The sequence below is a fragment of the Streptomyces flavofungini genome (assembly GCF_014650815.1).
Lineage (GTDB): Bacteria > Actinomycetota > Actinomycetes > Streptomycetales > Streptomycetaceae > Streptomyces > Streptomyces flavofungini.
Map to the genome: position 1 here is coordinate 53,986 of NZ_BMVR01000002.1, position 22,491 is coordinate 76,476.

Annotated in this window: 22 protein-coding genes and 2 riboswitches; of the genes, 8 read left to right on the forward strand and 14 right to left on the reverse strand. The window is 71.5% G+C overall.

Annotated elements, in window-relative coordinates; genetic code table 11:
- Positions 1-80 precede the first annotated feature (80 nt).
- From IE274_RS04055 to IE274_RS04065, 3 genes are all read right to left on the reverse strand, one after another.
- Positions 81-1,259, reverse strand: a complete 1,179-nt coding sequence (locus IE274_RS04055; protein WP_190114186.1) for a cysteine desulfurase family protein — start codon at positions 1,257-1,259, stop codon at positions 81-83.
- A 64-nt stretch (positions 1,260-1,323) separates the two neighbouring features.
- Positions 1,324-1,659, reverse strand: a complete 336-nt coding sequence (locus IE274_RS04060; protein ID WP_190114187.1) for a DUF4190 domain-containing protein — start codon at positions 1,657-1,659, stop codon at positions 1,324-1,326.
- Positions 1,660-1,715: 56 nt separating this feature from the next.
- Complete coding sequence (locus IE274_RS04065; RefSeq protein ID WP_190114188.1) at positions 1,716-1,868, reverse strand: hypothetical protein; 153 nt, start codon at positions 1,866-1,868, stop codon at positions 1,716-1,718.
- A gap of 132 nt (positions 1,869-2,000) precedes the next feature.
- Here IE274_RS04065 and IE274_RS04070 point away from each other — a divergent pair, with 132 nt between their 5' ends.
- Complete coding sequence (locus tag IE274_RS04070) at positions 2,001-2,651, forward strand: TetR family transcriptional regulator (RefSeq protein ID WP_190114189.1); 651 nt, start codon at positions 2,001-2,003, stop codon at positions 2,649-2,651.
- Positions 2,652-2,752: 101 nt separating this feature from the next.
- On the forward strand, positions 2,753-3,619 hold the full coding sequence (locus IE274_RS04075) for an alpha/beta fold hydrolase (RefSeq protein WP_190114190.1): 867 nt from the start codon (positions 2,753-2,755) through the stop codon (positions 3,617-3,619).
- Here IE274_RS04075 and IE274_RS04080 read toward each other — a convergent pair.
- On the reverse strand, positions 3,591-4,649 hold the full coding sequence (locus tag IE274_RS04080; RefSeq protein WP_190114191.1) for a helix-turn-helix transcriptional regulator: 1,059 nt from the start codon (positions 4,647-4,649) through the stop codon (positions 3,591-3,593). The genes IE274_RS04075 and IE274_RS04080 overlap by 29 nt on opposite strands.
- 107 nt (positions 4,650-4,756) lie before the next feature.
- On the opposite strand from IE274_RS04080, the gene IE274_RS04085 reads away from it, so the two are divergent.
- The 3 genes from IE274_RS04085 to IE274_RS04095 all read left to right on the forward strand — a co-directional run bounded on the left by IE274_RS04085 (position 4,757) and on the right by IE274_RS04095 (position 7,455).
- Positions 4,757-5,662, forward strand: a complete 906-nt coding sequence (locus tag IE274_RS04085; RefSeq protein ID WP_190114192.1) for a LysR family transcriptional regulator — start codon at positions 4,757-4,759, stop codon at positions 5,660-5,662.
- 123 nt (positions 5,663-5,785) lie between these two features.
- Positions 5,786-6,367: a cysteine dioxygenase family protein gene (locus IE274_RS04090; protein ID WP_190114193.1), complete on the forward strand. Its 582-nt coding sequence runs from the start codon at positions 5,786-5,788 to the stop codon at positions 6,365-6,367.
- A complete protein-coding gene (locus IE274_RS04095; protein ID WP_190114194.1) occupies positions 6,367-7,455 on the forward strand; it encodes a YeiH family protein in 1,089 nt (362 codons plus the stop codon). The genes IE274_RS04090 and IE274_RS04095 overlap by 1 nt, the downstream gene beginning before the upstream one ends.
- A 132-nt stretch (positions 7,456-7,587) precedes the next feature.
- Here IE274_RS04095 and IE274_RS04100 read toward each other — a convergent pair whose 3' ends face one another.
- From IE274_RS04100 to IE274_RS04145, 10 genes are all read right to left on the reverse strand, one after another.
- Entirely contained in the window at positions 7,588-8,457 is an 870-nt protein-coding gene (locus IE274_RS04100; RefSeq protein WP_190114195.1) for a thioesterase family protein, read from the reverse strand.
- Between the two features lie 25 nt (positions 8,458-8,482).
- Positions 8,483-9,157, reverse strand: coding sequence for a trimeric intracellular cation channel family protein (locus IE274_RS04105; protein WP_190114196.1), 675 nt, complete (start codon positions 9,155-9,157; stop codon positions 8,483-8,485).
- Positions 9,158-9,330: 173 nt separating this feature from the next.
- Complete coding sequence (locus IE274_RS04110; RefSeq protein WP_190114197.1) at positions 9,331-10,680, reverse strand: ABC transporter ATP-binding protein; 1,350 nt, start codon at positions 10,678-10,680, stop codon at positions 9,331-9,333.
- Between the two features lie 11 nt (positions 10,681-10,691).
- On the reverse strand, positions 10,692-11,834 hold the full coding sequence (locus tag IE274_RS04115) for an ABC transporter ATP-binding protein (RefSeq protein WP_229909198.1): 1,143 nt from the start codon (positions 11,832-11,834) through the stop codon (positions 10,692-10,694).
- Complete coding sequence (locus IE274_RS04120) at positions 11,831-12,832, reverse strand: ABC transporter permease (RefSeq protein WP_190114198.1); 1,002 nt, start codon at positions 12,830-12,832, stop codon at positions 11,831-11,833. Before IE274_RS04120 ends, IE274_RS04115 begins: the two co-directional genes overlap by 4 nt.
- Before the next feature lie 163 nt (positions 12,833-12,995).
- On the reverse strand, positions 12,996-14,771 hold the full coding sequence (locus IE274_RS04125) for an ABC transporter substrate-binding protein (protein WP_190114199.1): 1,776 nt from the start codon (positions 14,769-14,771) through the stop codon (positions 12,996-12,998).
- Between the two features lie 103 nt (positions 14,772-14,874).
- Positions 14,875-15,879 (reverse strand): ABC transporter permease, encoded by a 1,005-nt coding sequence (locus IE274_RS04130; RefSeq protein ID WP_190114200.1) that lies wholly within the window; start codon positions 15,877-15,879, stop codon positions 14,875-14,877.
- A gap of 368 nt (positions 15,880-16,247) precedes the next feature.
- Positions 16,248-17,063, reverse strand: coding sequence for an enhanced serine sensitivity protein SseB C-terminal domain-containing protein (locus IE274_RS04135; protein ID WP_372446978.1), 816 nt, complete (start codon positions 17,061-17,063; stop codon positions 16,248-16,250).
- 271 nt (positions 17,064-17,334) lie between these two features.
- Complete coding sequence (locus IE274_RS04140; protein WP_190114202.1) at positions 17,335-18,258, reverse strand: enhanced serine sensitivity protein SseB; 924 nt, start codon at positions 18,256-18,258, stop codon at positions 17,335-17,337.
- Between the two features lie 139 nt (positions 18,259-18,397).
- Positions 18,398-19,120, reverse strand: coding sequence for an AAA family ATPase (locus tag IE274_RS04145; RefSeq protein ID WP_229909200.1), 723 nt, complete (start codon positions 19,118-19,120; stop codon positions 18,398-18,400).
- A gap of 123 nt (positions 19,121-19,243) precedes the next feature.
- A riboswitch (glycine riboswitch) is annotated at positions 19,244-19,364 on the forward strand.
- Positions 19,365-19,495: riboswitch (glycine riboswitch) on the forward strand. It abuts the riboswitch before it with no gap.
- Between the two features lie 36 nt (positions 19,496-19,531).
- Between IE274_RS04145 and gcvT the strand changes: the two genes are divergently transcribed.
- The 3 genes from gcvT to glyA all read left to right on the forward strand — a co-directional run bounded on the left by gcvT (position 19,532) and on the right by glyA (position 22,465).
- Positions 19,532-20,671 (forward strand): glycine cleavage system aminomethyltransferase GcvT, encoded by a 1,140-nt coding sequence (gene gcvT, locus IE274_RS04150; protein WP_190114203.1) that lies wholly within the window; start codon positions 19,532-19,534, stop codon positions 20,669-20,671.
- Positions 20,672-20,803: 132 nt separating this feature from the next.
- Entirely contained in the window at positions 20,804-21,181 is a 378-nt protein-coding gene (gene gcvH, locus IE274_RS04155; protein ID WP_190114204.1) for a glycine cleavage system protein GcvH, read from the forward strand.
- A 21-nt stretch (positions 21,182-21,202) separates the two neighbouring features.
- Positions 21,203-22,465: a serine hydroxymethyltransferase gene (gene glyA, locus IE274_RS04160; RefSeq protein ID WP_269821282.1), complete on the forward strand. Its 1,263-nt coding sequence runs from the start codon at positions 21,203-21,205 to the stop codon at positions 22,463-22,465.
- The last annotated feature ends 26 nt before the right edge of the window (positions 22,466-22,491 follow it).

Below are 22,491 nucleotides of genomic sequence, written 5' to 3' on the forward strand. Positions count from 1 at the left end.
GCTTCCCGATCCTGGGGCTCCGCCCCAGACCCCGCTCCTCAATCGCCGGAGGGGCAAAAAGTCACCGGAGGCGCCAGACGTCAGCTCAGGCCCGCCGTCCGCGCCCGTTCCACCGCCGGGCCGATCGCCGCCGCCACCGCCTCCACATCCCCCTTCGTCGACGTGTGGCCCAGGGAGAAGCGCAGGGTGCCGCGGGCCAGGTCCGGGTCGGTGCCCGTGGCGAGGAGGACGTGGCTGGGCTGGGCCACGCCCGCGGTGCAGGCGGAGCCGGTGGAGCACTCGATGCCCTGGGCGTCCAGGAGCAGCAGGAGGGAGTCGCCCTCGCAGCCGGGGAAGGTGAAGTGGGCGTTGGCGGGGAGCCGCCCGGCGGGGTCGGGGTCGCCGCCGAGGATCGCGTCGGGGACGGCGGCGCGGACGGCCGCGACCAGGTCGTCGCGGAGCGCGCCCACCTCGTGGGCGAACTGCTCGCGGCGCTCGGCGGCGAGCCGCCCGGCCACGGCGAACGCGGCGACCGCGGGCACGTCGAGGGTGCCGGAGCGCACGTGCCGCTCCTGGCCGCCGCCGTGCAGCACGGGCACGGGGCTGTAGGCGCGGCCGAGCAGCAGCGCGCCGATGCCGTAGGGGCCGCCGATCTTGTGCCCGGAGACGGTCATCGCGGCGAGCCCGGAGGCGCCGAAGTCGACGGGCACCTGCCCGAAGGCCTGCACCGCGTCGGCGTGCAACGGCACGTCGAACTCGGCGCAGACGTCGGCCAGTTCGCGTACGGGCTGCAGGGTGCCGATCTCGTTGTTGGCCCACATGACGGTGGCGAGGGCGACGTCGTCGGGGTTGCGGGCGATGGCCTCGCGCAGCGCTTCGGGGTGCACGCGGCCGTGCGCGTCGACGGGGAGGTACTCGACGGTGGCGCCCTCGTGCTCGCCGAGCCAGTCGACGGCGTCGAGGACGGCGTGGTGCTCGACGGGGCTGGCGAGGACCCGGGTGCGGGCCTGCCCGCCGTCCGGGCCGGGGCGCCGCGCCCAGTACAGGCCCTTCACGGCGAGGTTGTCCGCCTCGGTGCCGCCGGAGGTGAACACCACCTCGCTGGGGCGCGCGCCGAGCGACTCGGCCAGCGTCTCACGGGCCTCCTCGACGGTGCGGCGAGCCCGGCGGCCCGCCGCGTGCAGTGAGGAGGCGTTGCCGGTGACGGCGAGCTGGGCGGTCATCGCCGAGATCGCTTCCGGGAGCATCGGGGTGGTCGCGGCGTGGTCGAGGTAGGCCATGGTGGGCTCGATTCTACGAGCCGCGGCCGGGCGGCCGGACCCCGCGGTGGCGCGTCCGCGCCGGTCAGCCCGCGAAGCTCCAGGACACCGAGTTGTTCAGGGACATCAGCGCGACGAGGACGACGAGATCGGCCACGCCGAGACCGAGTCCGAGCAGCGCGCGGCCGCGCCGGGCGGTGCCGCGCCACAGCGCGACGGACGCGAGGGCGATGGCGACGGGGCCGAGCACGATGTTCAGGACGAGCAGCCCGAGCAGGCCGAGGACGAAGGACGCCACGGCCATGCCGTCGGTGTCACGGCGGCCGACGGGGAGGTTCCGCGACCCGCTGTCGGTCGGCAGCGGGCCGGTGCCGGTCGTCCGCGGAGCGCTGTCGGTGGGCGCCTGTGCGGTGAGTTCCATGGTGCGACTCCTCAGGGTGGTCGGAGGTCGTACGGAGTCGGGCGGCCGTACGGCGGTCAGCGGTGGCGCGCGTGCCGCTCGCGCAGCGCGAACACCAGCAGCCAGACGCCGATGACGGCGGCAAGGGCGAGTGAGACGGACAGCGGGGCGTGCGCCACGGTGCCCATGGCGACGCCGAGGAGCAGGAGCGCGGCGACGAGGAACAGCATGAGAAGAACCCCTCCTGTACGGACAGCTGCCGAAGCTTCGGTGAACGATTGTGGTTACAACTGTTCACTGACTGGAGAGTCTACTCCCCTCACGGCTTTCAAATCTCAGAGAACAGTTGTTAACTGCATGGCATGAGTCACACCCTCGACGGCCCGGCCCCGGGCGCCCGGCAGGCGCAGAAGCAGCGGACCCGGCAGGCCCTGCTCGACGCGGCGCTGCACCTGCTCGCGGAGCAGAGCCTGTCCAGCCTCGGCCTGCGCGAGGTGACCCGCGCCGTCGGGGTGGCCCCCACCGCCTTCTACCGGCACTTCCGCGACACGGCCGACCTGGGCGTGGCCCTCGTCGAGGAGGCCCTGGGCAGCCTGCACAGCACGCTCGTCGCCACGCTCGCGGCGACGGGTGACGGCGAGGAGCGCATCACGGCCGCCGTGGACCTGATCGTCGCGTACGTCCGCACGTATCCCGCCCACGCCCGCTTCATCGCGCGCGAGCAGCACGGCGGCGTGAAGCAGGTCCGCGAGGCCATAGGCGGCCAACTCACGCTGTTCGCAGAGGAGGTGGCGGCGCAGTTCGCCAAGGAGCCGGAGGCGGCGGGCTGGAGCGCGGAGGACCTGCTGATGCTCGCCCGGATGTATGTGGACCACATGGTGATGACCGCGTCCGCCCTCCTGGGCACCGACGACGAGGAGCCGGTGGCCGACCGGGCCCGCCGGCAGTTGCGGCTGCTCACCCTGGGGCGCCGCCACTGGCTGGACGCACCGCCGGAGGGAAGCGGCGGATAGCGACAGCGGAGGGAAGAGACGGAGGGAAACGGTGGACGGACACGGTGACGAAACTGGCCGGTACTCGACGGACAGGTAAGGGGCAACTAGCCTTCTGGGCTATGACACGCACCCACGCCGACTGGCTCCTCGACCAGACCTTCGCCTCCTCCTCGGGCACCGTCCGCTGGGCCGCCCTCGGGCCGGCCGACGCGCCGCCCGTCGTCCTGGTCCACGGCACCCCGTTCTCGTCGTACGTGTGGCGGGGCGTCGCCAAGGCGCTCGCGCGCGAACACCGCGTGTACGTATGGGACCTGCCCGGGTACGGGGCGTCCGAGATGCGGGCCGGGCAGGACGTGTCGCTCGCCGCGCAGGCCCGGGTGTTCACCGAACTGCTCGCCCACTGGGGCCTGGACCGAGAGGACCTCCCGGCCGTCCTCGCCCACGACTTCGGCGGCTGCGTGGCGCTGCGGGCGTACCTGCTGCACGACGCGCGCTACGCCCGGCTCGCCGTGGTCGACCCGGTGGCCCTCGCGCCGTGGGGCTCGCCCACGTACCGGCTGCTCGGCGCGCACGCGGACGTGTTCGCCCAACTGCCGCCCGCGCTGCACGAGGTACTGGTGCGGGAGTACGTCGGCTCGGCGAGCCACCGCGGGCTGCACCCGGACGTGCTCGACCGGCTCGTGGCGCCCTGGTGCACGGAAGCGGGACGGCCCGCGTTCTACCGGCAGATCCAGCAGAACGACCAGCGCTTCACGGACGAGATCCAGGGCAGGTACGGCGAGTTGAAGCTGCCCGTCCTGGTCTGCTGGGGCACCGAGGACACCTGGATCCCGGTGGCGCGCGGCCACGAACTCGCCGGTCTCGTCCCCGGCGCCGAGCTGCGGCTGATCGAGGGCGCGGGACATCTCGTACAAGAGGACGCTCCGGCGGAACTCACGGGGGCGCTCGCCCGTTTCCTCAATGCGGGCCCTCGTACAGAGCGCTGACAGCCGCGGCGGCCCGCGCCAGCTCTTCACGCACCTCCGGCGGCGAAAGCACCTCGACGGCGTCGGAGAACGCGAGCAGGACGCGCGCCGCCCGCTCCTCCTCCACGACGAGGCGCACGGTCACCCACTCCCCCGCGTCCTGGGCGCCCTCGGCGTCCCCGCAACCGACCCCGCCCTCGCCCCCGGCACCACGAGCCCCCTCAGCACCCCCGCCCTCCTCACCCCCCTCCTCCACGACCTCAGTGATCGCACCCCCGTGCAGCCGCAGAAACCGCCCGTAGCGATCCCGGCGCACCCGCGCCGTCACCTCGATGCCACCGACCCGCCTCTCCACCCACTCCTTCAACCCCTCCCAGACATCCGTGAGTTCCACACCGGGTCGGCGCCGCACCGGCTCGTCCGTCAGGCACGCCGAGCGCACCCGGTCGGCGCGGAAGAGTCTCGGCTCCGCGTCCCGGTCGGCCACGAGGTACCAGACGCCCGCCTTGGACACGAGGCCGTAGGGGTCGAGGGTGTAGTCCCGGGCGCCGTCGGACCCGCTGTGCACATAGCTCACCCGCACCCGCCGGTCGGCGAAGACCGCGTCCTGGAGCGTGCCCAGCTGGTCCGGGGCCAGGCCGGGGCCCGGGCCGCGCGTCCAGCGCGCGGCGTCGACGAGGATGCGGCGGCTGGTCAGCTCGGCGGCGGGCCGGTGCGGTGCGGGCAGCGCCGCCATCACCTTGCGCAGGGCCGAGCCGATGGCCGCGTCCAGGCCGAGCGCGGCGTGCGCGCCCTGCGCGGCGAGGACGAACAGGGCGCGGGACTCGTCGGCGGTCAGGCCCGTGACGTCGGTGCGGTAGCCGGGCAGCAGCGTGATGCCGCCGTGCCGCCCGCGTTCGGCGTACACCGGGACGCCCGCGGCGGACAGCGCCTCGACGTCGCGGTAGATGGTGCGGACGGACACCTCCAGGCGCTCGGCGAGTTCGGGCGCGGGCACCGTGCCCCGGGTCTGGAGCAGCAACAGGATCGAGAGCAGCCGGTCGGACTTCACCCGGCCAAGGATCGCCCACTCCCCGCAAGCGGGACGCCCGCACTCCGGATCCAGAAGCGACGGAAAAGGCCCGTCAACTGTTCCCAAATTTTGCTTATGATTCGGAGGTGTTCGACTCCCGGCACATCAGGTCCTTCCACGAAGTGGTCCGCACCGGTTCCTACTCCGCCGCGGCCCGCTCGCTCGGCTATACGCAACCCGCCATCACCCAGCAGATGAAGGCACTCGAACGGTCCGTGGGCACGGTCCTGTTCACCCGCGTCGGACGCCGGATGCGGCTGACCGAGGCGGGCGAGGCGCTGTCCCGGCACGCCGGGGTGATCCTCGGCAACATCGACGCGGCCCAGCAGCAGATGAACGCGATCACGCGGCTGCGCACCGGCAAGGTCCGGCTGTGCGCGTTCCCGAGCGCCACCGCCACGCTGATACCGGAGGCGCTGGCCGGTCTGGCCCGCCACCACCGCGGCATCCGCGTCGAACTCCAGGAGTACGAGCCGCCGGAGTCGCTGCAGCGCCTGGTGCACGGCGACGCCGACGTCACCCTCGCCTTCACCTATCCCGGCCTGCTCGAAGAGGTGCCGGACGAGGTCGTCGAAGTACCGCTGATGGAGGACCAGTTGACGGTCCTGATGCCGACCCGGCACCCGATGGCGCGGCGCCGCTCGGTGCGGCTGGCCGATCTGTCCGAGGAGCGCTGGATCGCCGGGTGCCTGCGCTGCCGGGCCAACTTCCTGCACGAGTGCGCCGAGCAGGGCTTCGCCCCGGACATCGCCTTCACCACCGACGACAACCTCGTCATCCAGAGCCTCGTCTCCGAGGGCCTCGGCATCGCGATGATGCCGGGCCTCGTCCTGAACTTCCTGTGCCACCGCTCGGTCACCGGCCGCCCCCTCGACCCGGCGTCACGGCGGCAGGTGTCGGCGTACGTCCTGCGGGAGCACCTGCGCATTCCGGCCACGGCACTGGTGCTCGACGAGTTGAAGGCGGTGGCGGCGAACCGCGTCGGCTGCTGACCCCGACCGGCCGCCGAGCGGCGCCCCGCCGTCCGTTGAATCGCCAACCCATAAGCGTTTTTTTAGGCAACGCCAAGAAACTGTCGTTGGACGTGATGGATGTGGCGGGCCGACGCTGCCGGTATGACCACCCCCACCGCGCACACCCGCACCGCGCCCGCCCGCCCCTGTACGACGTCCCGCCTCGACGCGCTGATCGCCGACATCCGCGAGGCCGTCGGCCGCGGTCTGCCCCCGGACCTGACCGCGTACCTGGTCGGCGAGCGCCTCGCGCCGCATCTCGGCGCCGCCGACCTGCTCACCGCCGAGCAGTGCGAGGGCGACCCCGACCGCTACCGCCAGCACCTGCTGCACGCCGAGACCGACGGCAGCTTCTCCGTCGTCGGCCTGGTGTGGCTGCCCGGCCAGCGCACGTCCGTGCACGACCACGTGTCGTGGTGCGTGACCGGGGTGCACGAGGGCGAGGAGCACGAGCGGCGCTACCGGCTCGTGCCCGCCGAGGACGGCACCCCCGCACACCTCGTCGCCACGGAGGACGTGGTGAACCCGCAGGGCGCGGTGTGCGGTTTCGCGCCGCCCGGAGACATCCACCGGGTGTGGAACGCGGGCTCCGGACGCGCGATATCCCTGCACGTCTACGGCGCCGACATCGGGCGGCTCGGCAGCAGCGTACGACGCGTGTACGACCTCCCGGCCGACCGCTGATGGCCCTGCTCGGACAGCGCCCGCAGCGGACGGCGCCGGCGCGGAGCACGGCGGCGGCGCCCGGGCCGCGGGCGCGCGTCACGGGCCCCTGGCCGGGCCTCGCCCTGGCGGCGGCGGGCGTCGCCGTCGCCTGGCTGACGCACCGGCTGGTGCCGGACGTGCCGATGCTGACGGTCGCGATCGTCCTCGGCCTCGCCGCCGCGCAGGTGCCGGGGTCCCGGGTGTGGGTACGCGGCTGGGCCAAGCCCGGCCTGACCTTCGCCGCGAAGCGGCTGATGCGGGTCGGCGTGGTGCTGCTCGGCCTGAAGCTGAGCCTGCGCGATGTCCTCGGGGTGGGCTGGGCGACCGTCGCGATGGTGCTCGTGGTGGTCGCGGCGACGTTCTTCGGTACGTGGTGGCTGGGCCGGAAGCTGGGCCTCCCCGGCGACCAGCCGCTCCTCATCGCCACCGGGTACTCGATCTGCGGGGCGTCCGCGATCGGCGCGGTGAGCGACGTCTCCAAGAGCGAGGAACGGGACACGGCCACGTCGGTGGCCGTGGTGACCCTCTGCGGGACCCTCGCCATCGCCGTGCTCCCCCTCCTCCAGGGCCCGCTGGGCCTCACGGACGCGGAGTTCGGCCGCTGGGTCGGCGCCAGCGTGCACGACGTGGGCCAGGTCGTCGCCACCGCCCAGACCGCCGGGGGCGACGCCCTCGGCGAGGGCGTCCTGGTCAAGCTGATGCGGGTGGCACTGCTCGCGCCGCTGGTCGCGGGCGTGGCGCTCTCGGTACGGGCCCGCCGCGCCGCCGCCGCGGACGGCACCGGCACCCCGGGGGCGGGCGAGCGGCGCCCTCCCCTGGTGCCGCTGTTCGTCGCGGGCTTCGTGGCGATGGTCGCCGTACGCAGCACGGGCCGGCTCCCGGACCCGGCCCTCGACACGGCGGCGATCGCCCAGGAACTGCTCCTCGCCGCCGCGCTGTTCGGCCTCGGCGCGGCGGTGGACCTGCGGACGCTGATACGCACCGGGGGCCGGGTGGGGCTTGTGGGGCTGTGCGCCTGGGTGGTGGTGGGTGGCGTTTCGTACGCGGGGGTCTGCCTCACCGGGTGAGGGCGGGGTGGGCGAGCGTTCGGCGGGGTGAGCGCGGTCCGGGCGGCCGGGTGGGCCCCGGCGGCCGTCCGGGCGGACGCGTGCCGCCCGGGCCGGAGGCGTCGGCCCGGGCGGACCCGCGGGCGGGGCGGGTCAGGTGAGGCGGGCGCGGGCCAGTTGGCGGGACTGGGCCACCAGCCGGTCCGCGGCGTCCCAGACCTCGGCGTCCTCCTCCAGGAAGCCGCCCGCGAGGTTGCGCGTGGTGATGGAGACGCGCAGGGGGCCCGGCACGGGCCTGGCCCGCACGTGGACGGTGAGTTCGATCGTGGGCACCCAGCCCGAAAGGCCCATCTCGAACGCCGTCGGGGGCAGCGCGTCCACCGCAAGCAGCAGCGACAGCGGATCGGCGTCCCGCCCGTCGGCGAGCCCGAACCACGCCCGCATCTCGCCCTTGCCGGACGGCTGGCCCAGCGCCCACCCGAGCGTCGACGGGTCCAGCTTCAGCCACAGCCGGTCGGCGATCGCGGACGAGCCGGGCACCGCCCGCTGCTCCGGCGGGGCGTCGTCGGCGCCGAAGCACTGGTCGACCGGGGGCAGCTCCGGGGGCTTGGCCGTCGTGCGCACGTCGTCGGGCAGGGCGTCCAGGTCCCCGTACGACGCGAGCACCCGCAGCCGCTCGACCTCGGTGCCGTCCGCCTCGAACTGCACCAGCGAGGCCTGCCCGGTGGACAGGCCGCGCCCGGTCCGCACGGTCTCGGTGCGGATGACGGCGGGGCCCGGGTCGGACGCCGTCAGATAGTGCGCGGAGATCGTGAACGGGTCGGAGTGCGGCAGCGCGTGCGCGAGGGCGCGGCCGACGACGGCGAGGAGATAGCCGCCGTTCACGGCGTTGACGATGGTCCAGCCCGCGGAGAGGTCGATGTCGTAGACGCCTGGCTCCCGCTGGGTGACCGCCGTGTCGCGGTCGAACTCGCTGTCTCCGACGGTGGCGCGCACGGTGGGCGCCGCTGCTGTGTCAGCCATGGCAGCAACGTACAACACGAAACTACTAAGCGGTAGCTTTTTCTGGTTCCTCCGTCGCCGAGGAACGGCGGTTCCACGCGCGCGGCGCCCGCCAGTGGTAGTGCATCGCGAGCAGCCGCAGCACGAACGCCGTGACGATGGCCAGCGCCGTCGTGATGCCGTTCAGCACCTCGAAGCGGATCGACAGGGCGACGATGGTGGCGCCCACGATGGCGGGGACCGCGTACAGGTCACGGTCCCAGCGGACCAGCGACGGGACCTCGTTCGCGATGATGTCGCGCAGCACGCCGCCGCCGACCGCCGTGGCCAGGCCCAGCGTCGCCGACGCGGTCAGGCCGAGCCCGTAGTCGTACGCCTTCGTGGTGCCCGTGACGCAGAACAGGCCGAGGCCCGCCGCGTCGAAGACGTTCACCGCGAACTGGGTGCGCTCGACCTGCGGGTGCAGGAAGAAGACGAGGAGGGCGGCGAGCAGCGGGGTGAGGAAGTAGCCGAGGTCCGTGAAGGCCGCCGGGGGGACCGCGCCGATCACCAGGTCCCGGAACAGGCCGCCGCCGAGGGCCGTGACCTCGGCGAGTACGGCGATGCCGAAGACGTCGAAGTTCTTGCGTACGGCGAGGAGGGCGCCCGAGATCGCGAAGACGAAGATGCCGACGATGTCCAGTGCGTGCTGGACCCCCGGACTGAACAGTTCCTGAAGCACGCCGCATTGTCCCTCGCCCCGGGCGCACCCTCGCTCGCCGGCTCCGCCGAGCGCGTCCGCAAGCGCCGGACGGGCTGTTCCCCGCCCGTCCGTCCCGGAAAGGGAGCGGACGGGCGGGAGCATTCAGCCCGTCCGGCGTTTGCGGACGAGGCCGAAGGCCGATCGGCCCGAGGTCAGTCCTTGGTGACGTCGGTCGTCCCGGCCGCGGGCTCCTGCTTCTCCTCCGCCACGGCAGCGGACTTCTTCGCCGCGGGCGCAGACTCCTTCGCAGGCGCGGACTTCTCCGCCGCAGGCGCAGACTCCTTCGCAGGCGCGGACTTCTCCGCCGCAGGCGCAGACTCCTTCGCAGGCGCGGACTTCTCCGCACCCGCACCCTCGGCGCCAGCGGCTTCCACGCCAGCGGCTTCCGCGTCAGCGGTGTCCGCCGCCGTCGCCACGGTCACGACCTCGATGGCGTCTCGCGCCACGGAGAGCAGCTTCGTGTCCTCCGGCGCCTGGTCGGGCGCGTTCTCCGGGTGGTGGCAGGCCACCTGGTGCGCCGTTTCGAGGGCGATGAACGGCGGCTCCTTGACCGCGCAGATCTCCGTGGCCTTCCAGCACCGCGTGTGGAAGCGGCACCCGCTGGGCGGGTCGATCGGCGAGGGCACGTCGCCGCGCAGCAGGATGCGCTCGCTCTTGACCCCGCGCCGCTTGGGGTCGGGCACGGGCACCGCGGACAGGAGCGCCTTGGTGTACGGGTGCATGGGCTTGGTGTACAAGTCCTTGCGGTCCGCGAGTTCGACGATCTTGCCGAGGTACATGACCGCGATGCGGTCGGACACGTGCCGGATGACCGACAGGTCGTGCGCGATGATCACGTAGGTGAGCCCGAGCTCGTCCTGCAGGTCGTCCAGGAGGTTGACCACCTGGGCCTGGATGGAGACGTCCAGGGCCGAGACCGGCTCGTCCGCCACGACCAGCTTGGGCTGCAGGGCGAGCGCCCGGGCGATGCCGATGCGCTGCCGCTGACCGCCGGAGAACTCGTGCGGGTAGCGGTTGTAGTGCTCGGGGCTGAGGCCGACCCGCTCCAGCATCCCCTGGACGGTCTTCTTGATGCCGCCCTCGGGGTTCACGCCCTGCAGCTTGAAGGGTGCCCCGACGATCGTGCCGATGGTGTGCCGGGGGTTCAGCGACGAGTACGGGTCCTGGAAGATCATCTGGACGTCGCGGCGCAGCGGCCGCATCTTCGCCGTGCCCAGGTGCGTGATGTCCGTACCCTCGAACTCCACCCGCCCGCTGGTCGGTTCAAGCAGCCGGGTGATGAGCCGGCCCATGGTCGACTTGCCGCAGCCGGACTCGCCGACGACGCCGAGGGTCTCACCGGAGCGCACGTCGAAGCTGATCCCGTCGACGGCCTGGACGGCCGCGACCTGACGCTGGAGGAGCCCCTTCTTGATGGGGAAGTGCTTCACCAGGCCGTCGACCTTGAGGAGCACGTCCCGCTCGGAGTCCGGGGCGGGTTTCGCCTGCGCGGGGATGGTCATGTCCTGGTCCTTCACAGCTTCGGCGCAATCTCTTCGGTCCAGATCCGGGTGCGCTCCTCGCGCGACATGTGGCAGGCCGAGTAGTGCCCGGAGCCGACGAGGCTCAGCTCGGGGCGCTCGGTGCGCGTGATCTGGTCCTTGGGCACGTCGGCGTACGGGCAGCGCGGGTTGAAGGCGCAGCCGCTCGGCAGGTTGATGAGGCTGGGCGGGGAGCCCTTGACCGGCACGAGGCGCTCGGTCTCCTCGCGGTCGATGCGCGGCATCGAGCCGAGCAGGCCCCAGGTGTAGGGGTGCTGGGGCTCGTAGAAGACCTGCTGCGCGGAGCCGCGCTCGACGCACCGGCCGCCGTACATCACGAGCAGCTCGTCGGCCATCTCCGCCACCACGCCCAGGTCGTGGGTGATCATGATGACCGCGGAGCCGAACTCCTTCTGCAGGTCCCGGATCAGGTCCAGGATCTGCGCCTGCACCGTCACGTCGAGGGCCGTGGTCGGCTCGTCGGCGATCAGGAGCTCGGGGTTGTTGACGAGCGCCATGGCGATCATCGCACGCTGCCGCATGCCGCCGGAGAACTCGTGCGGGTAGGAGTCGACGCGCTTGTCGGGCTGCGGGATGCCGACCCGGTCGAGCATGTCGATGGCGTGCTTGCGCGCCGCCTTCTTGTCGACGTTGTTGTGGACCCGGTACGCCTCGATGATCTGCTTGCCGATCGAGTAGTACGGGTGCAGCGCCGACAGCGGGTCCTGGAAGATCATCGCCATCTCGCGGCCGCGGAGCTTGCGCACCTCGTCCGCGGGGGCGCTGAGCAGCTCGGTGCCGTTCAGCCAGATCTCGCCGGAGAGCTGCGCCTTGCGGCGGCCGTACTGCCCGGCGGTGTGCAGGCCGAGGATGCCGAGCGAGGTGACCGACTTGCCGGAACCGGACTCGCCGACGATGCCGAGGGTGCGGCCCTTCTCCAGGCTGAAGCTGAGCCCGTCGACGGACTTGACCAGGCCGTCGTCGGTCGGGAAGTGCACCTTGAGGTCGCGCACCTCAAGGAAGGCGGAGGGAGCGGGCGAGCCGGAGACGACTTCGCCGACGGCCGTGCCGGTCTTCGACACCGTGGCCTGCGCGCCGCCCTCGGGCGCCGCTCCGCTCTTGGACAGTTCGGTCATCCCAGCCTCACTCGCGGGTCGATGACGGCGTACAGAAGGTCGACGACGAGGTTGGCCACGGCGATCGCGAGGGCCGCACACAGGGTGACGCCGAGGATCACGGGCAGGTCCTTGCTGCTGATGGCCCTGACCGCTTCCAGGCCGAGGCCCGGAAGGTTGAAGGTGGACTCGGTGAGCACGGCGCCGCCCATGAGCACGCCGAGGTCGAGTCCGAAGACGGTGAGGATCGGCGTCATCGCGGAGCGCAGCGCGTGTCTGCGGATCACGACGGCTTCGCCGAGGCCCTTGGCGCGCGCGGTGCGGATGTAGTCCTCGCCCAGCACTTCCAGCATGGTGGCGCGGGTGAGGCGGGCGTACATCGCGGCGTTCAGGAAGGCGAGCACGACCCAGGGCAGGATCAGTGTCTCGAACCAGACGTCGATGGAGTCGTCGGTACTGAGGCTGTCGGCGATCTTCACCCAGCCCAGGTTGTGGACGAAGACACCCATCGCGATCATGCCGGTGAAGAAGACGGGGAGCGAGACGCCGCCGAGGGCGGTGGTCATCGCGGCACGGTCCCAGATGGTGCCCCGCTTGAGCGCGGAGATCACACCGGTGAGGACACCGGCGCCGAGCCACAGCACACAGGCACCGGCGGCGAGCGCGGCGGTGACGGGCAGGGCGTCCTTGAGGGTCTCCCAGACGGGGGCCTCGGTACGGAAGGAGTAGCCGAAGCACGGCGCCGGGCAGTGGGTGACGTCACTGCCGTTGGCGTAGTCGCGGCCCATCGGGATGCCCTTGACGAAGTCCCAGAACTGCACGAGCAGCGGGTCGTCGAGGCCCAGTTTGGTCCGGATGCCTTCGAGCTGCTCGGCTCCGGACGCCTTGCCGGCGAAGAGGACGGCGATGTCCTGTCCCGCCCACTTGGGCAGCATGAAGAAGACGGTGAAGGTCGCGAGCAGTACGACCAGCACCATGATGATTACGGCGATCAGGCGCCGGATGAGATAAGCAAGCACTGTGCGCGGCCCGGCGGTGGCCCGGTACCCCCTCGTGAGGGGCTCCGGTCACCGCCCGGGGCCATCACCTGCCCTTCGGACTGGCGGGATGCGGCGGTGGCGTGACGGTCGGTCAAGAGCGGTCGCCGCGGCGGGATTTCACCCGCCGCGGCGGCACGCGGTGTTACTTCTTCTCGTTGATGCCGAGCGAGACGTAGTCGTACCGGCCGTTGAACGCGTCGGACATGTACGCGTTCGTCAGCCGCGGACCGCGCCAGGTGATGTTCTTCTCGTACAGGAAGGGCATCCAGTCGGCCTGGTCGAGGATCCGCTTGTCGAGCTTCTTGTAGATCTCACCGGCCTTGACCGGGTCGGTCTCGGCGATCGCCTGGTCGAAGAGCCCGTCGATCTTCTTGTCCTTGATCTGGGACTCGTTGTAGTTACCGGTCTCGGCGAGGAAGCGGCTGTCGAACAGCGGCTGCGCGTAGCCCTGGCCGGAGGGGAAGTCCGGGCCCCAGCCGCTCATCTGCATGCTGTAGCCGCGCTTCTTCACCACGGACGGCGAACCGGTGATGCTGGAGGAGTCCGCACCGTCGAGGGTCTCGACGGAGAGGTTGATGTTGACCTTCTTCAGCTGCGCCTGCAGCGCCTCGGCGGTGTCCTCCTCGCCCGGGTTGTTGTTACGGGCGGTGATCTTGGCGCTGAAGCCGTCAGGCTTGCCGCACTTCTTCAGCTCGTCCTTGGCCTTGGCCGGGTCCGGCTTGCCCTCACGCTTGAGCAGGCCGTACGGGTCGTAGTCGCTGTAGCCCGGGATCGCCTTCGGGAAGGTGCTGTTGGCGATGTCACCGGCCGCGAGCTTGCCGCCGCGGGTCTGCTGCAGGGCCGCGAAGTCCGTGCCGTAGAAGACGGCCTTGCGGCAGTGCACGTTGTCGAACGGCTTCGCGGTGTGGATCAGCGCGACGTAGCGCACGAAGGACGTGTGCATGTTGTCGATGCTGTCGCGGTGGTCCTGGATCGCGGTGACGCGGCCGGACTGGGTCATGCCGGTGCCGTTGAGGTCGACGTCGTAGTCGCCGGCCATCAGGCGCTTGTCGTTCTCCTCCAGGTTGGCGGAGATCGTCACGTCGACCTTGTCGGGAAGGGCGGCGCGGATCGGGTCCGAGGCCTTCTTCCACTTGTCGTTGCGGACCAGGACGATCTTCTTGCCCGGCTTGTACTGCGAGAACTTGTACGGGCCCGCGGAGAACGGCCGCTGGGTGTACTTGGCCTTGGTGTCCTTGGCCGCCTTCACCGGCGAGCCGGACGGCATGGCCAGGAACTGCTCGAAGTCACCGTTGGGCTTCGGCAGCTTGAAGATGATGGTCTTGTCGTCGGGCGTCTCGATCGCCTTCAGGCCGAGCTTGTCCTTGGACGAGTCCTTGTAGGGGCCCTTGTACTCGCCCTTGGGGTCGAGCGCCTTCATCAGGTACTGCGGGCCACCGGTGATGGTGTCCGTCGCCCAGATGCGCTCGATGCCGTACTTGACGTCCTTGGAGGTCAGCGGCGAGCCGTCCTCCCAGGTGACGCCGTCGCGCAGCGTGTACGTGTAGGTCTTGCCGCCGTCCGAGATCTTGCCGTTGGCCTCGGCGAGGTCCGGGACCAGCTTGGTGCCGGCCTTGCCCGCCTTGGTGTCGTACGACACCAGCTGACGGGTGTAGAAGCGCATGAAGTCCCAGGACATGCCGTAGTAGGCACGCTGCGGGTCGGCCGAGTCCAGGTCCTGCTTTCCGACCATGCGCAGGGTGCCGCCGGCCTTCTTGGACGGGTTGGCGACCTTGTTCAGGGCCGCGTTGTAGCCGGCCCCCTTGCCGTCGCCGTCACCGTCACCGTCGCCGCCGCCGCACGCGGTGGTGGTCACCAGCGCCGCGACGACGAGGGCCGCACCAGCGGTGAGCCGTCGTTTCGAGGAAACTGTGGGCATTTGTCGCAAACCTCCGAGATTCGCGGTCCCTGGCCATGAGCTGCCTGAGAACCATGGAAAGAGCCACCTGACTGCGGCAGGGGCAAGTCAGTTGGGGACTGCTTTAGCGGGTTCCCTTGGGGTCGAGCGCGTCGCGCAGACCGTCCCCGAAGAGGTTGAAGGCGAGCACCGTGATGAAGATCGTCACGCCGGGGAAAACCATGAACATCGGATCGTGCTCGTACGTCTCCAGGGCGTCGCGGAGCATCCCGCCCCAGGAGGCGGTCGGCGGCTTGACGCCGGCGCCCAGGAAGCTGAGGGCGGCCTCGGTGAGGATGTTGGTCGGGATCATCAGCGTCGCGTAGACGGTGATGGGGGCGACCAGGTTGGGCAGCAGCTCCTTGAAGAGGATGTGGCGTCGGCCGCCGCCGAGGCTGCGGGCCGCCTCGACGTACTCGCGTTCACGGAGGCTGAGCGTCTGGCCGCGGACGATCCGGCCGACGTAGGGCCAGCCGAAGAAGCCGATCACCAGGATCAGGATCGCCACCCGGACGCTCGTGCCCTGCAGGCCGAGCAGGTCGTCCGGGAGCACGGAGACCAGGGAGATGATGAAGAGCAGCTGCGGGAAGGACAGCAGCACGTCCATCACGCGGCTGATCAGCGCGTCGACCCAGCCGCCGAAGTAACCGGCGATGATGCCGAAGAGCGTGCCCAGGACCACCGCGACCACGGCGGCCAGGAACGCCACGAGCAGCGAGATCCGCGCGCCGTAGACGATCCGGCTGAACACGTCGCGGCCCTTGTTGGGCTCGACGCCGAACAGGAAGTCGCTGCTCACGCCGCCCAGCGAGCCCGTGGGCAGGTTGGTCAGCGGATCCAGCTTGTCCTGGTGGAAGTCGTTCGGCGGGTGGCCGAGGACGCTGACGATCAGGGGCGCGAAGACCGCGACCAGGACCAGGACCAGCACGGTGATACCGCCGGCCAGGGCGACCTTGTCCCGCTTCAGTCGGTTCCAGGCGATCTGCTTGAGCGACCGCCCCTCGACCTTCTTCACCCCCGCACCAGCTGCGGAAGCGACATCCTCAGTCGGTTTCGCGTCCGCAGGTGTGTCATGCAATGGCGCCGTCATCGTGGCAGGGACCCCTCTCAACCGGCGGTGACCGGCCCGCACTTGCCGCTGTAGCGACGTGATCGTCCGTCGTACACAGGGGCGAAGGCCCCTTGGAGCGGGAGTCTTCAACGGGGTCGTGATCTGTTACCAGACTTGTCGGGGAATGGATGCGCAACCGTGATGCTGATCGAGGTGTTCCGTTATCCGGACGAGGCTGAACGCCGGGCGAACGCGGGGCACTTCAGGGTCAAGGCGCCACAGGAGTCCATACCGTCACTCAGGTGCCATTAGTGGACATCGCCCGCGTCAGTGCTGCTCAGCTCGCTCCCGGGCGGCGAAATCCGGACGCTGTCCAGATCAGTGCGGTGGGGTTTGCGGTGATGTGGTCAGTACGGGGCGGGATAGCCGTATCCGCCCGCGGCGGGGGCCGGGGCCGCCTGCGCGTCGCGGTCGTAGAACGGGCGGGCGTTGGCGCGCAGCCACATCGCCACCGGGTCGTGCGGGTCGGCCATCGCGACCGTGGAGACCGGCAGGCCCTCGGGAACGGCGCCGATGGACTGCTGCATCATCGCGCGGACCGTGTCGACGGCGCCCGGTGAGGTGTCGTACACGTCCAGGCCGATGGCCAGGTACGGAGCGCCGAGGGCGGGTTGCACCCAGGCGCGGCGCAGCGAGCGGACCGTGGGGGTGCGGTGGGCGTTCTGGCTCAGCAGGGCGTAGAACTGCGGGAGCTCGATGGCCGGGTCGGTCAGGCGCAGGGGTCCCGCGGGCTGGAGGTCCAGGCCGCTGGCGATGCGCCGCAGGTCCAGCCAGGGGATGCCGACGCCGCCGCCCGGGGCATGCGGATTCAGCCACAGGCCGTAGTGGTCGGGGTAGAGGGCGCGGGCCGCGTCGAGGCCGCCGAGGACCTCGTAGCCGCGGTTCCAGCCGCTGGCGGAGAGCTCCTGGGCGGAGGTCACGCAGGGGGCGTAGCCGAGGCCGTCGACCTCCATGTTGCCGTACTGCGCGTCGGGGGAGCCCGACTGGCCGTGCCAGAGCAGCATCCACACCTGGCCGTCGGCGACGGCTCCGAGCAGCGCCTCGTACGCGTCGTAGCGCCCCGGCGCCACCTGGCGCAGCATGTGCTCGACGTTTCCCCAAGCTCGCGGGCGCGCTCGAACAGGGGAGGCCCCGTCGCCCGCGGCCGTGCCCGACGCACTCACCCGTAACCGCCCCTTCACGACTTGCCCGACGTGCTCGACCTGTCCGCACGGCCGTGCTCCGACCGAGTCAATGGAACCAGCTTACTTCTGGCATGGGGGCCTTGATCGGCCCTCACGCACCCCGCGCCCGTCAGCCCGGCCGCGTCGGCCGAGCCGCGGAAACCCCTGCCGCCGCCGCGCGGCGGGCTCCCCGCCGCCGACCCGTTCCCGTCGCCCCCGGCGGGAGGGCCGGGGGTGTTGCCGTCGGGCCGGGCGGGATCGCGGGTGCCGGTCAGTGGGACGCGTAGAACGGGCGGACGTGGGCGCGGAGCCAGTCGGAGACCGGGTCCTGGGCGGCGTCCAGGAGGACCAGGTTGACCGGCCAGGGGGGCGGGAAGGCGGTGAGGGCCCGGGCCAGGGCCTGCATGGGGGCCTCGCGGGCGTCGCCCTCCCAGGAGGAGAGTTCGACGCCGACGAACAGGGTCGGGTCCTCGCCCTCGACGCTGGCCAGGCAGCGGCGCGCCGTCAGGACCACCCCGGTCGCCTGGAACTCGCGCGACGCGGCGCCCAGGAAGTCGACCGGGTCCTCCTTCCAGTCCGGCTCGAACAGGCGTACCCGGCCGCCCGTCGTGGGGCCGTCCAGCTCCGTGCGTCCCACCTGGCACAGCGCGGCCACGGCGGGCGGCGGCAGCGGGACGGCGACGGTGCCCTCGGGGTTCAGGACGATCCCGAGCTGCGGCTGGAGCCCGCGTGCGAACTCCACCGCGGGCGCCACCGTCCAGCTCATCCGGCCGCCCGTGACCTGCTGGAACTGCTGCTCCGACGTGAAGACGGGGACGTACGCCTGGCCGTCGATCTCCAGCGTGGGCAGGTCCAGCGTGCCGCTGTCGGGGCCCCCTCCGGACGGCAGCGGGATCCACACCCGGCCGCGGCCCAGCGTCTCCACGATGCGCGCGCCCACCGCGTCCGACGGCGGCGCGCCGAGCGACGCCGCCAGGACCTCCTCCAGCTCGTTGGCCGGCCATCCCCCGTGCGGATGGGGGTGCGGGTGGGGGTCAGGATGGGGATGGGGCTGCGCCTGCGGGTGCGCGTGACCCTGCGGGGGCGGGTATCCCTGCGGGTGCTGGTTCGGCTGCGCCTGCGGGTGCTGGTTCGGGTGCGGCTGTGCCGGAATGCCTCCGGGGGTGTCCCCCGGGTACTCCCCCGGATAGTTCATCTGTCCTCGGCCTCTGCTCTGCTGCCCCGCTGCTCCGCGGCGCTCCTGTGCTGCGCGCCCGACCCTAACCGGCGGCCCCGCACCCCCGCCTACTCAGCCCCCTGAGCCCCCTCAGCCCCCTTCAGCCCCGTCAGCCCCTTCAGCCCCCGAACCCGATCTCCCGCAGCGCCCCCGCCGCCTCCCGGTCGAGCAGCACCGCCGAGCCGCAGCCCCGCGGCAGGTCGCCCCGCTCGGCGGCGCGGACCAGGTGGCCGACCGTCCTGCGGTGCCGCGCGAAGGCGTACCGCGACACCCCCCGGCCGCGCTCCCGCTGACCGTCGAGAGCGACGTCGTCGGGCACGTCGAGCAGCAGCAGGTGCAGTGTCGCGCCGCGCCGGGCAGCCGCGCGGCCCAGCCAGCGGCGCACCCACGGCTGCGTACCGCAGTCGTGGACGACGACGCCGCTGCCGGAGCGCAGCACCCGGCGCAGGCCCGCGTAGTGTCCGAGGCGGACCAGGGGGCGGTAGAGGGCGTACGGGAGCAGCCGCGGCATGCGGGCCGCCCAGCGGTCGCGGGTGTCCTGGGAGTCCACGCGTGGGCCCGCCACCGCGCGCCGCATCAGCGTGGACTTGCCGCTGCCGGGCAGCCCGGAGACGACCACGATGTCGCCCGCGGCGAACACCAGGCGGCGCGGGCCGCGCCGGGCCCGGTCTCTGAGGTCGCGCACGACGGGCCGCGGGAAGTACCCGAGGCTCTCGCGCGCCGGGGCGCCGGGCTGCGCCGGCACCACCTCGCTCCCGGGCAGCGCCACACCCGTGGTGGTCGCATAAGCACCGCTCCTGCGCACCGTGATCGGCCTCCCCATGCTGGTCACGTCACTCATCCCCAGTACTTCTCCGTCGAGTGTAAAGAGACGGTAATGCCGCACAAGTACATTCCCAGGTTGCTGCTGTCGTGAAGCGGGGGCGCGTGCAATGATGTGCGCGCCAACTCCATACCGGCCGCTTGAATCCGCGCGGGAGAGTTCCCGGAAACGCGTACCGCACTCTGACGCGGACGTCGTCCCGGGGCGCCGAAGGAGCAAGTTCCTCCCTTGAATCTCTCAGGCCCCGTACCGCGCGGGCGAGGCACATCTGAAAAGCGGGCCCCTCCCCGGCCACACCGGCCACAGGGGCGGCTCCACCCAAGGTGCAAGTCATGACCCGTCATACGCACGGGTCGTGGTGAACCTCTCAGGTTCGATGACAGATGGGGAGGATCGACCTCGCCCGTCATGCCCCGGGAGCCTGTACTCATGAGCAATACCCCACGCCACACCGCCCTCGATGCCCTGCATCGTTCGCTGGGCGCGACCATGACCGACTTCGCGGGCTGGGACATGCCGCTGCGGTACGCCAGTGAGCGCGACGAGCACAACGCGGTCCGTACCCGCGCCGGTCTCTTCGACCTCTCCCACATGGGCGAGATCACCGTCAGCGGCCCCGCGGCCGTCGACCTCCTTAACCACGCGCTCGTCGGCAACATCGGTTCCGTCGGCGTCGGCCGCGCCCGCTACACCATGATCTGTCAGGCCGACGGCGGCATCCTGGACGACCTGATCGTCTACCGGCTCCAGGACCAGGAGGCCGCCCAGGCCAAGTATCTGGTCGTGGCGAACGCCGGGAACGCCCAGGTCGTGCTCGACGCGCTGACCGAGCGGGCCGGTGGCTTCGACGCCGTGGTCCGCGACGACCGCGACGCCTACGCCCTGATCGCCGTCCAGGGACCGGAGTCCCCCGGCATCCTGAAGGCGGTCACGGACGCCGACCTCGACGGCCTGAAGTACTACGCGGGCCTGCCCGGCACCGTCGCGGGCGTCCCCGCCCTGATCGCCCGCACGGGCTACACCGGCGAGGACGGCTTCGAACTGTTCGTGGCCCCCGAGCACGCCGAGCAGCTGTGGCGCGCGCTGACCGAGGCCGGTGCCCCGGTGGGCCTGGTCCCCTGCGGCCTGTCCTGCCGGGACACGCTGCGCCTGGAGGCGGGCATGCCGCTGTACGGGAACGAGCTGACGACGGCCCTCACGCCGTTCGACGCCGGTCTGGGGCGAGTCGTCAAGTTTGACAAGACGACGCACGCGGACGACTTCGTGGGCGTCGAGGCGCTGCGGGCCGCCGCCGAGCGCGCCGAGACCGCTCCCCCGCGCAAGCTGGTCGGCCTGATCGCCGAGGGCCGCCGGGTCCCTCGCGCGGGCATGCCCGTGGTGGTCGGCGGCGAGATCGTCGGCGAGGTCACCTCCGGCGCGCCGTCCCCGACGCTCGGCAAGCCGATCGCGATGGCGTACGTCGACGCGGCGCACGCGGCCCCCGGCACGGCGGGCGTGGGCGTGGACATCCGCGGCACGCACGAGCCGTACGAGGTCGTCGCGCTGCCGTTCTACAAGCGCCAGAAGTAGTCCGGCGGCGAGGTCCGCACGCGCTGGAGGACGCCTCCCGCGTCCCGTCGGCGCCCGTGGTGACACGCGCCCGTCTCAGTCCGTAAGACCCACGTTCATCAGCACTCGCCCGCGTACAGGAGAATTCAGGCCATGAGCAACCCCCAGCAGCTGCGTTACAGCAAGGAGCACGAGTGGCTGTCGGCCACCGAGGACGGTGTGGCGACGATCGGCATCACCGAGTTCGCGGCCAACGCGCTCGGTGACGTCGTCTTCGCCCAGCTCCCGGCGGTCGGCGACACGGTGACCGCGGGCGAGTCCTGCGGTGAGCTGGAGTCGACGAAGTCGGTCAGCGATCTGTACTCGCCGGTGACCGGTGAGGTCACCGAGGCCAACCAGGACGTCGTGGACGACCCGTCCCTGGTGAACTCGGCCCCCTTCGAGGGTGGCTGGCTGTTCAAGGTGCGCATCTCGGGTGAGCCGGACGACCTGATGTCCGCCACCGAGTACGACGCCTTCACCGCCGGCTGAGCCAAGGTTTAAGGATCCCCGATGTCGCAGATGAACACGCCTCTCCACGAGCTCGACCCGGACGTCGCCGCCGCCGTCGACGCCGAGCTCGTCCGCCAGCAGTCCACCCTCGAGATGATCGCGTCGGAGAACTTCGCTCCGGTCGCCGTCATGGAGGCCCAGGGCACGGTCCTCACCAACAAGTACGCCGAGGGCTACCCGGGCCGCCGCTACTACGGCGGCTGTGAGCACGTCGACGTGGCCGAGCAGATCGCGATCGACCGGGTCAAGGACCTGTTCGGCGCCGAGTACGCCAACGTCCAGCCGCACTCCGGCGCCTCCGCCAACCAGGCCGCCCTCTTCGCGATCGCCCAGCCCGGCGACACGATCCTCGGCCTGGACCTGGCGCACGGCGGCCACCTCACCCACGGCATGCGCCTGAACTTCTCCGGCAAGCAGTTCAACGTGGTCGCCTACCACGTCGACGCGGCCGGTCTGGTCGACATGGCCGAGGTCGAGCGCCTGGCCAAGGAGAACAACCCGAAGGTGATCATCGCGGGCTGGTCCGCCTACCCGCGCCAGCTCGACTTCGCGGAGTTCCGCCGGATCGCCGACGAGGTCGGCGCGAAGCTGTGGGTCGACATGGCGCACTTCGCCGGTCTCGTCGCCGCCGGGCTGCACCCGAACCCGGTGCCCTTCGCGGACGTGGTCACCTCCACGACCCACAAGACCCTGGGCGGCCCGCGCGGCGGCGTCATCCTGGCCCGCAGCAAGGAGTTCGCGAAGAAGCTGAACTCCGCGGTCTTCCCCGGCTTCCAGGGCGGCCCCCTTGAGCACGTGATCGCGGCCAAGGCCGTGTCCTTCAAGGTCGCGGCCTCGGCGGAGTTCAAGGAGCGTCAGCAGCGCACCCTGGACGGCGCCCGCATCCTGGCCGAGCGCCTGGTGCAGGACGACGTCAAGGCCGTCGGCGTGGACGTCCTGTCCGGTGGCACGGACGTGCACCTGGTCCTGGTCGACCTGCGCGACAGCGAGCTCGACGGCCAGCAGGCCGAGGACCGCCTCCACGAGGTCGGCATCACGGTCAACCGCAACGCCATCCCGAACGACCCGCGCCCCCCGATGGTCACCTCGGGCCTGCGGATCGGCACCCCCGCCCTCGCCACCCGCGGCTTCCAGGCCGAGGACTTCCGCGAGGTCGCGGACATCATCGCCGAGGCCCTCAAGCCCGGCTTCGACACCGCGGCCCTGGCGGCCCGCGTGTCCGCTCTGGCCGCGAAGCACCCGCTGTACCCCGGCCTGAAGTAGTTTCGTACGCTTTAGTTAGTACGAAC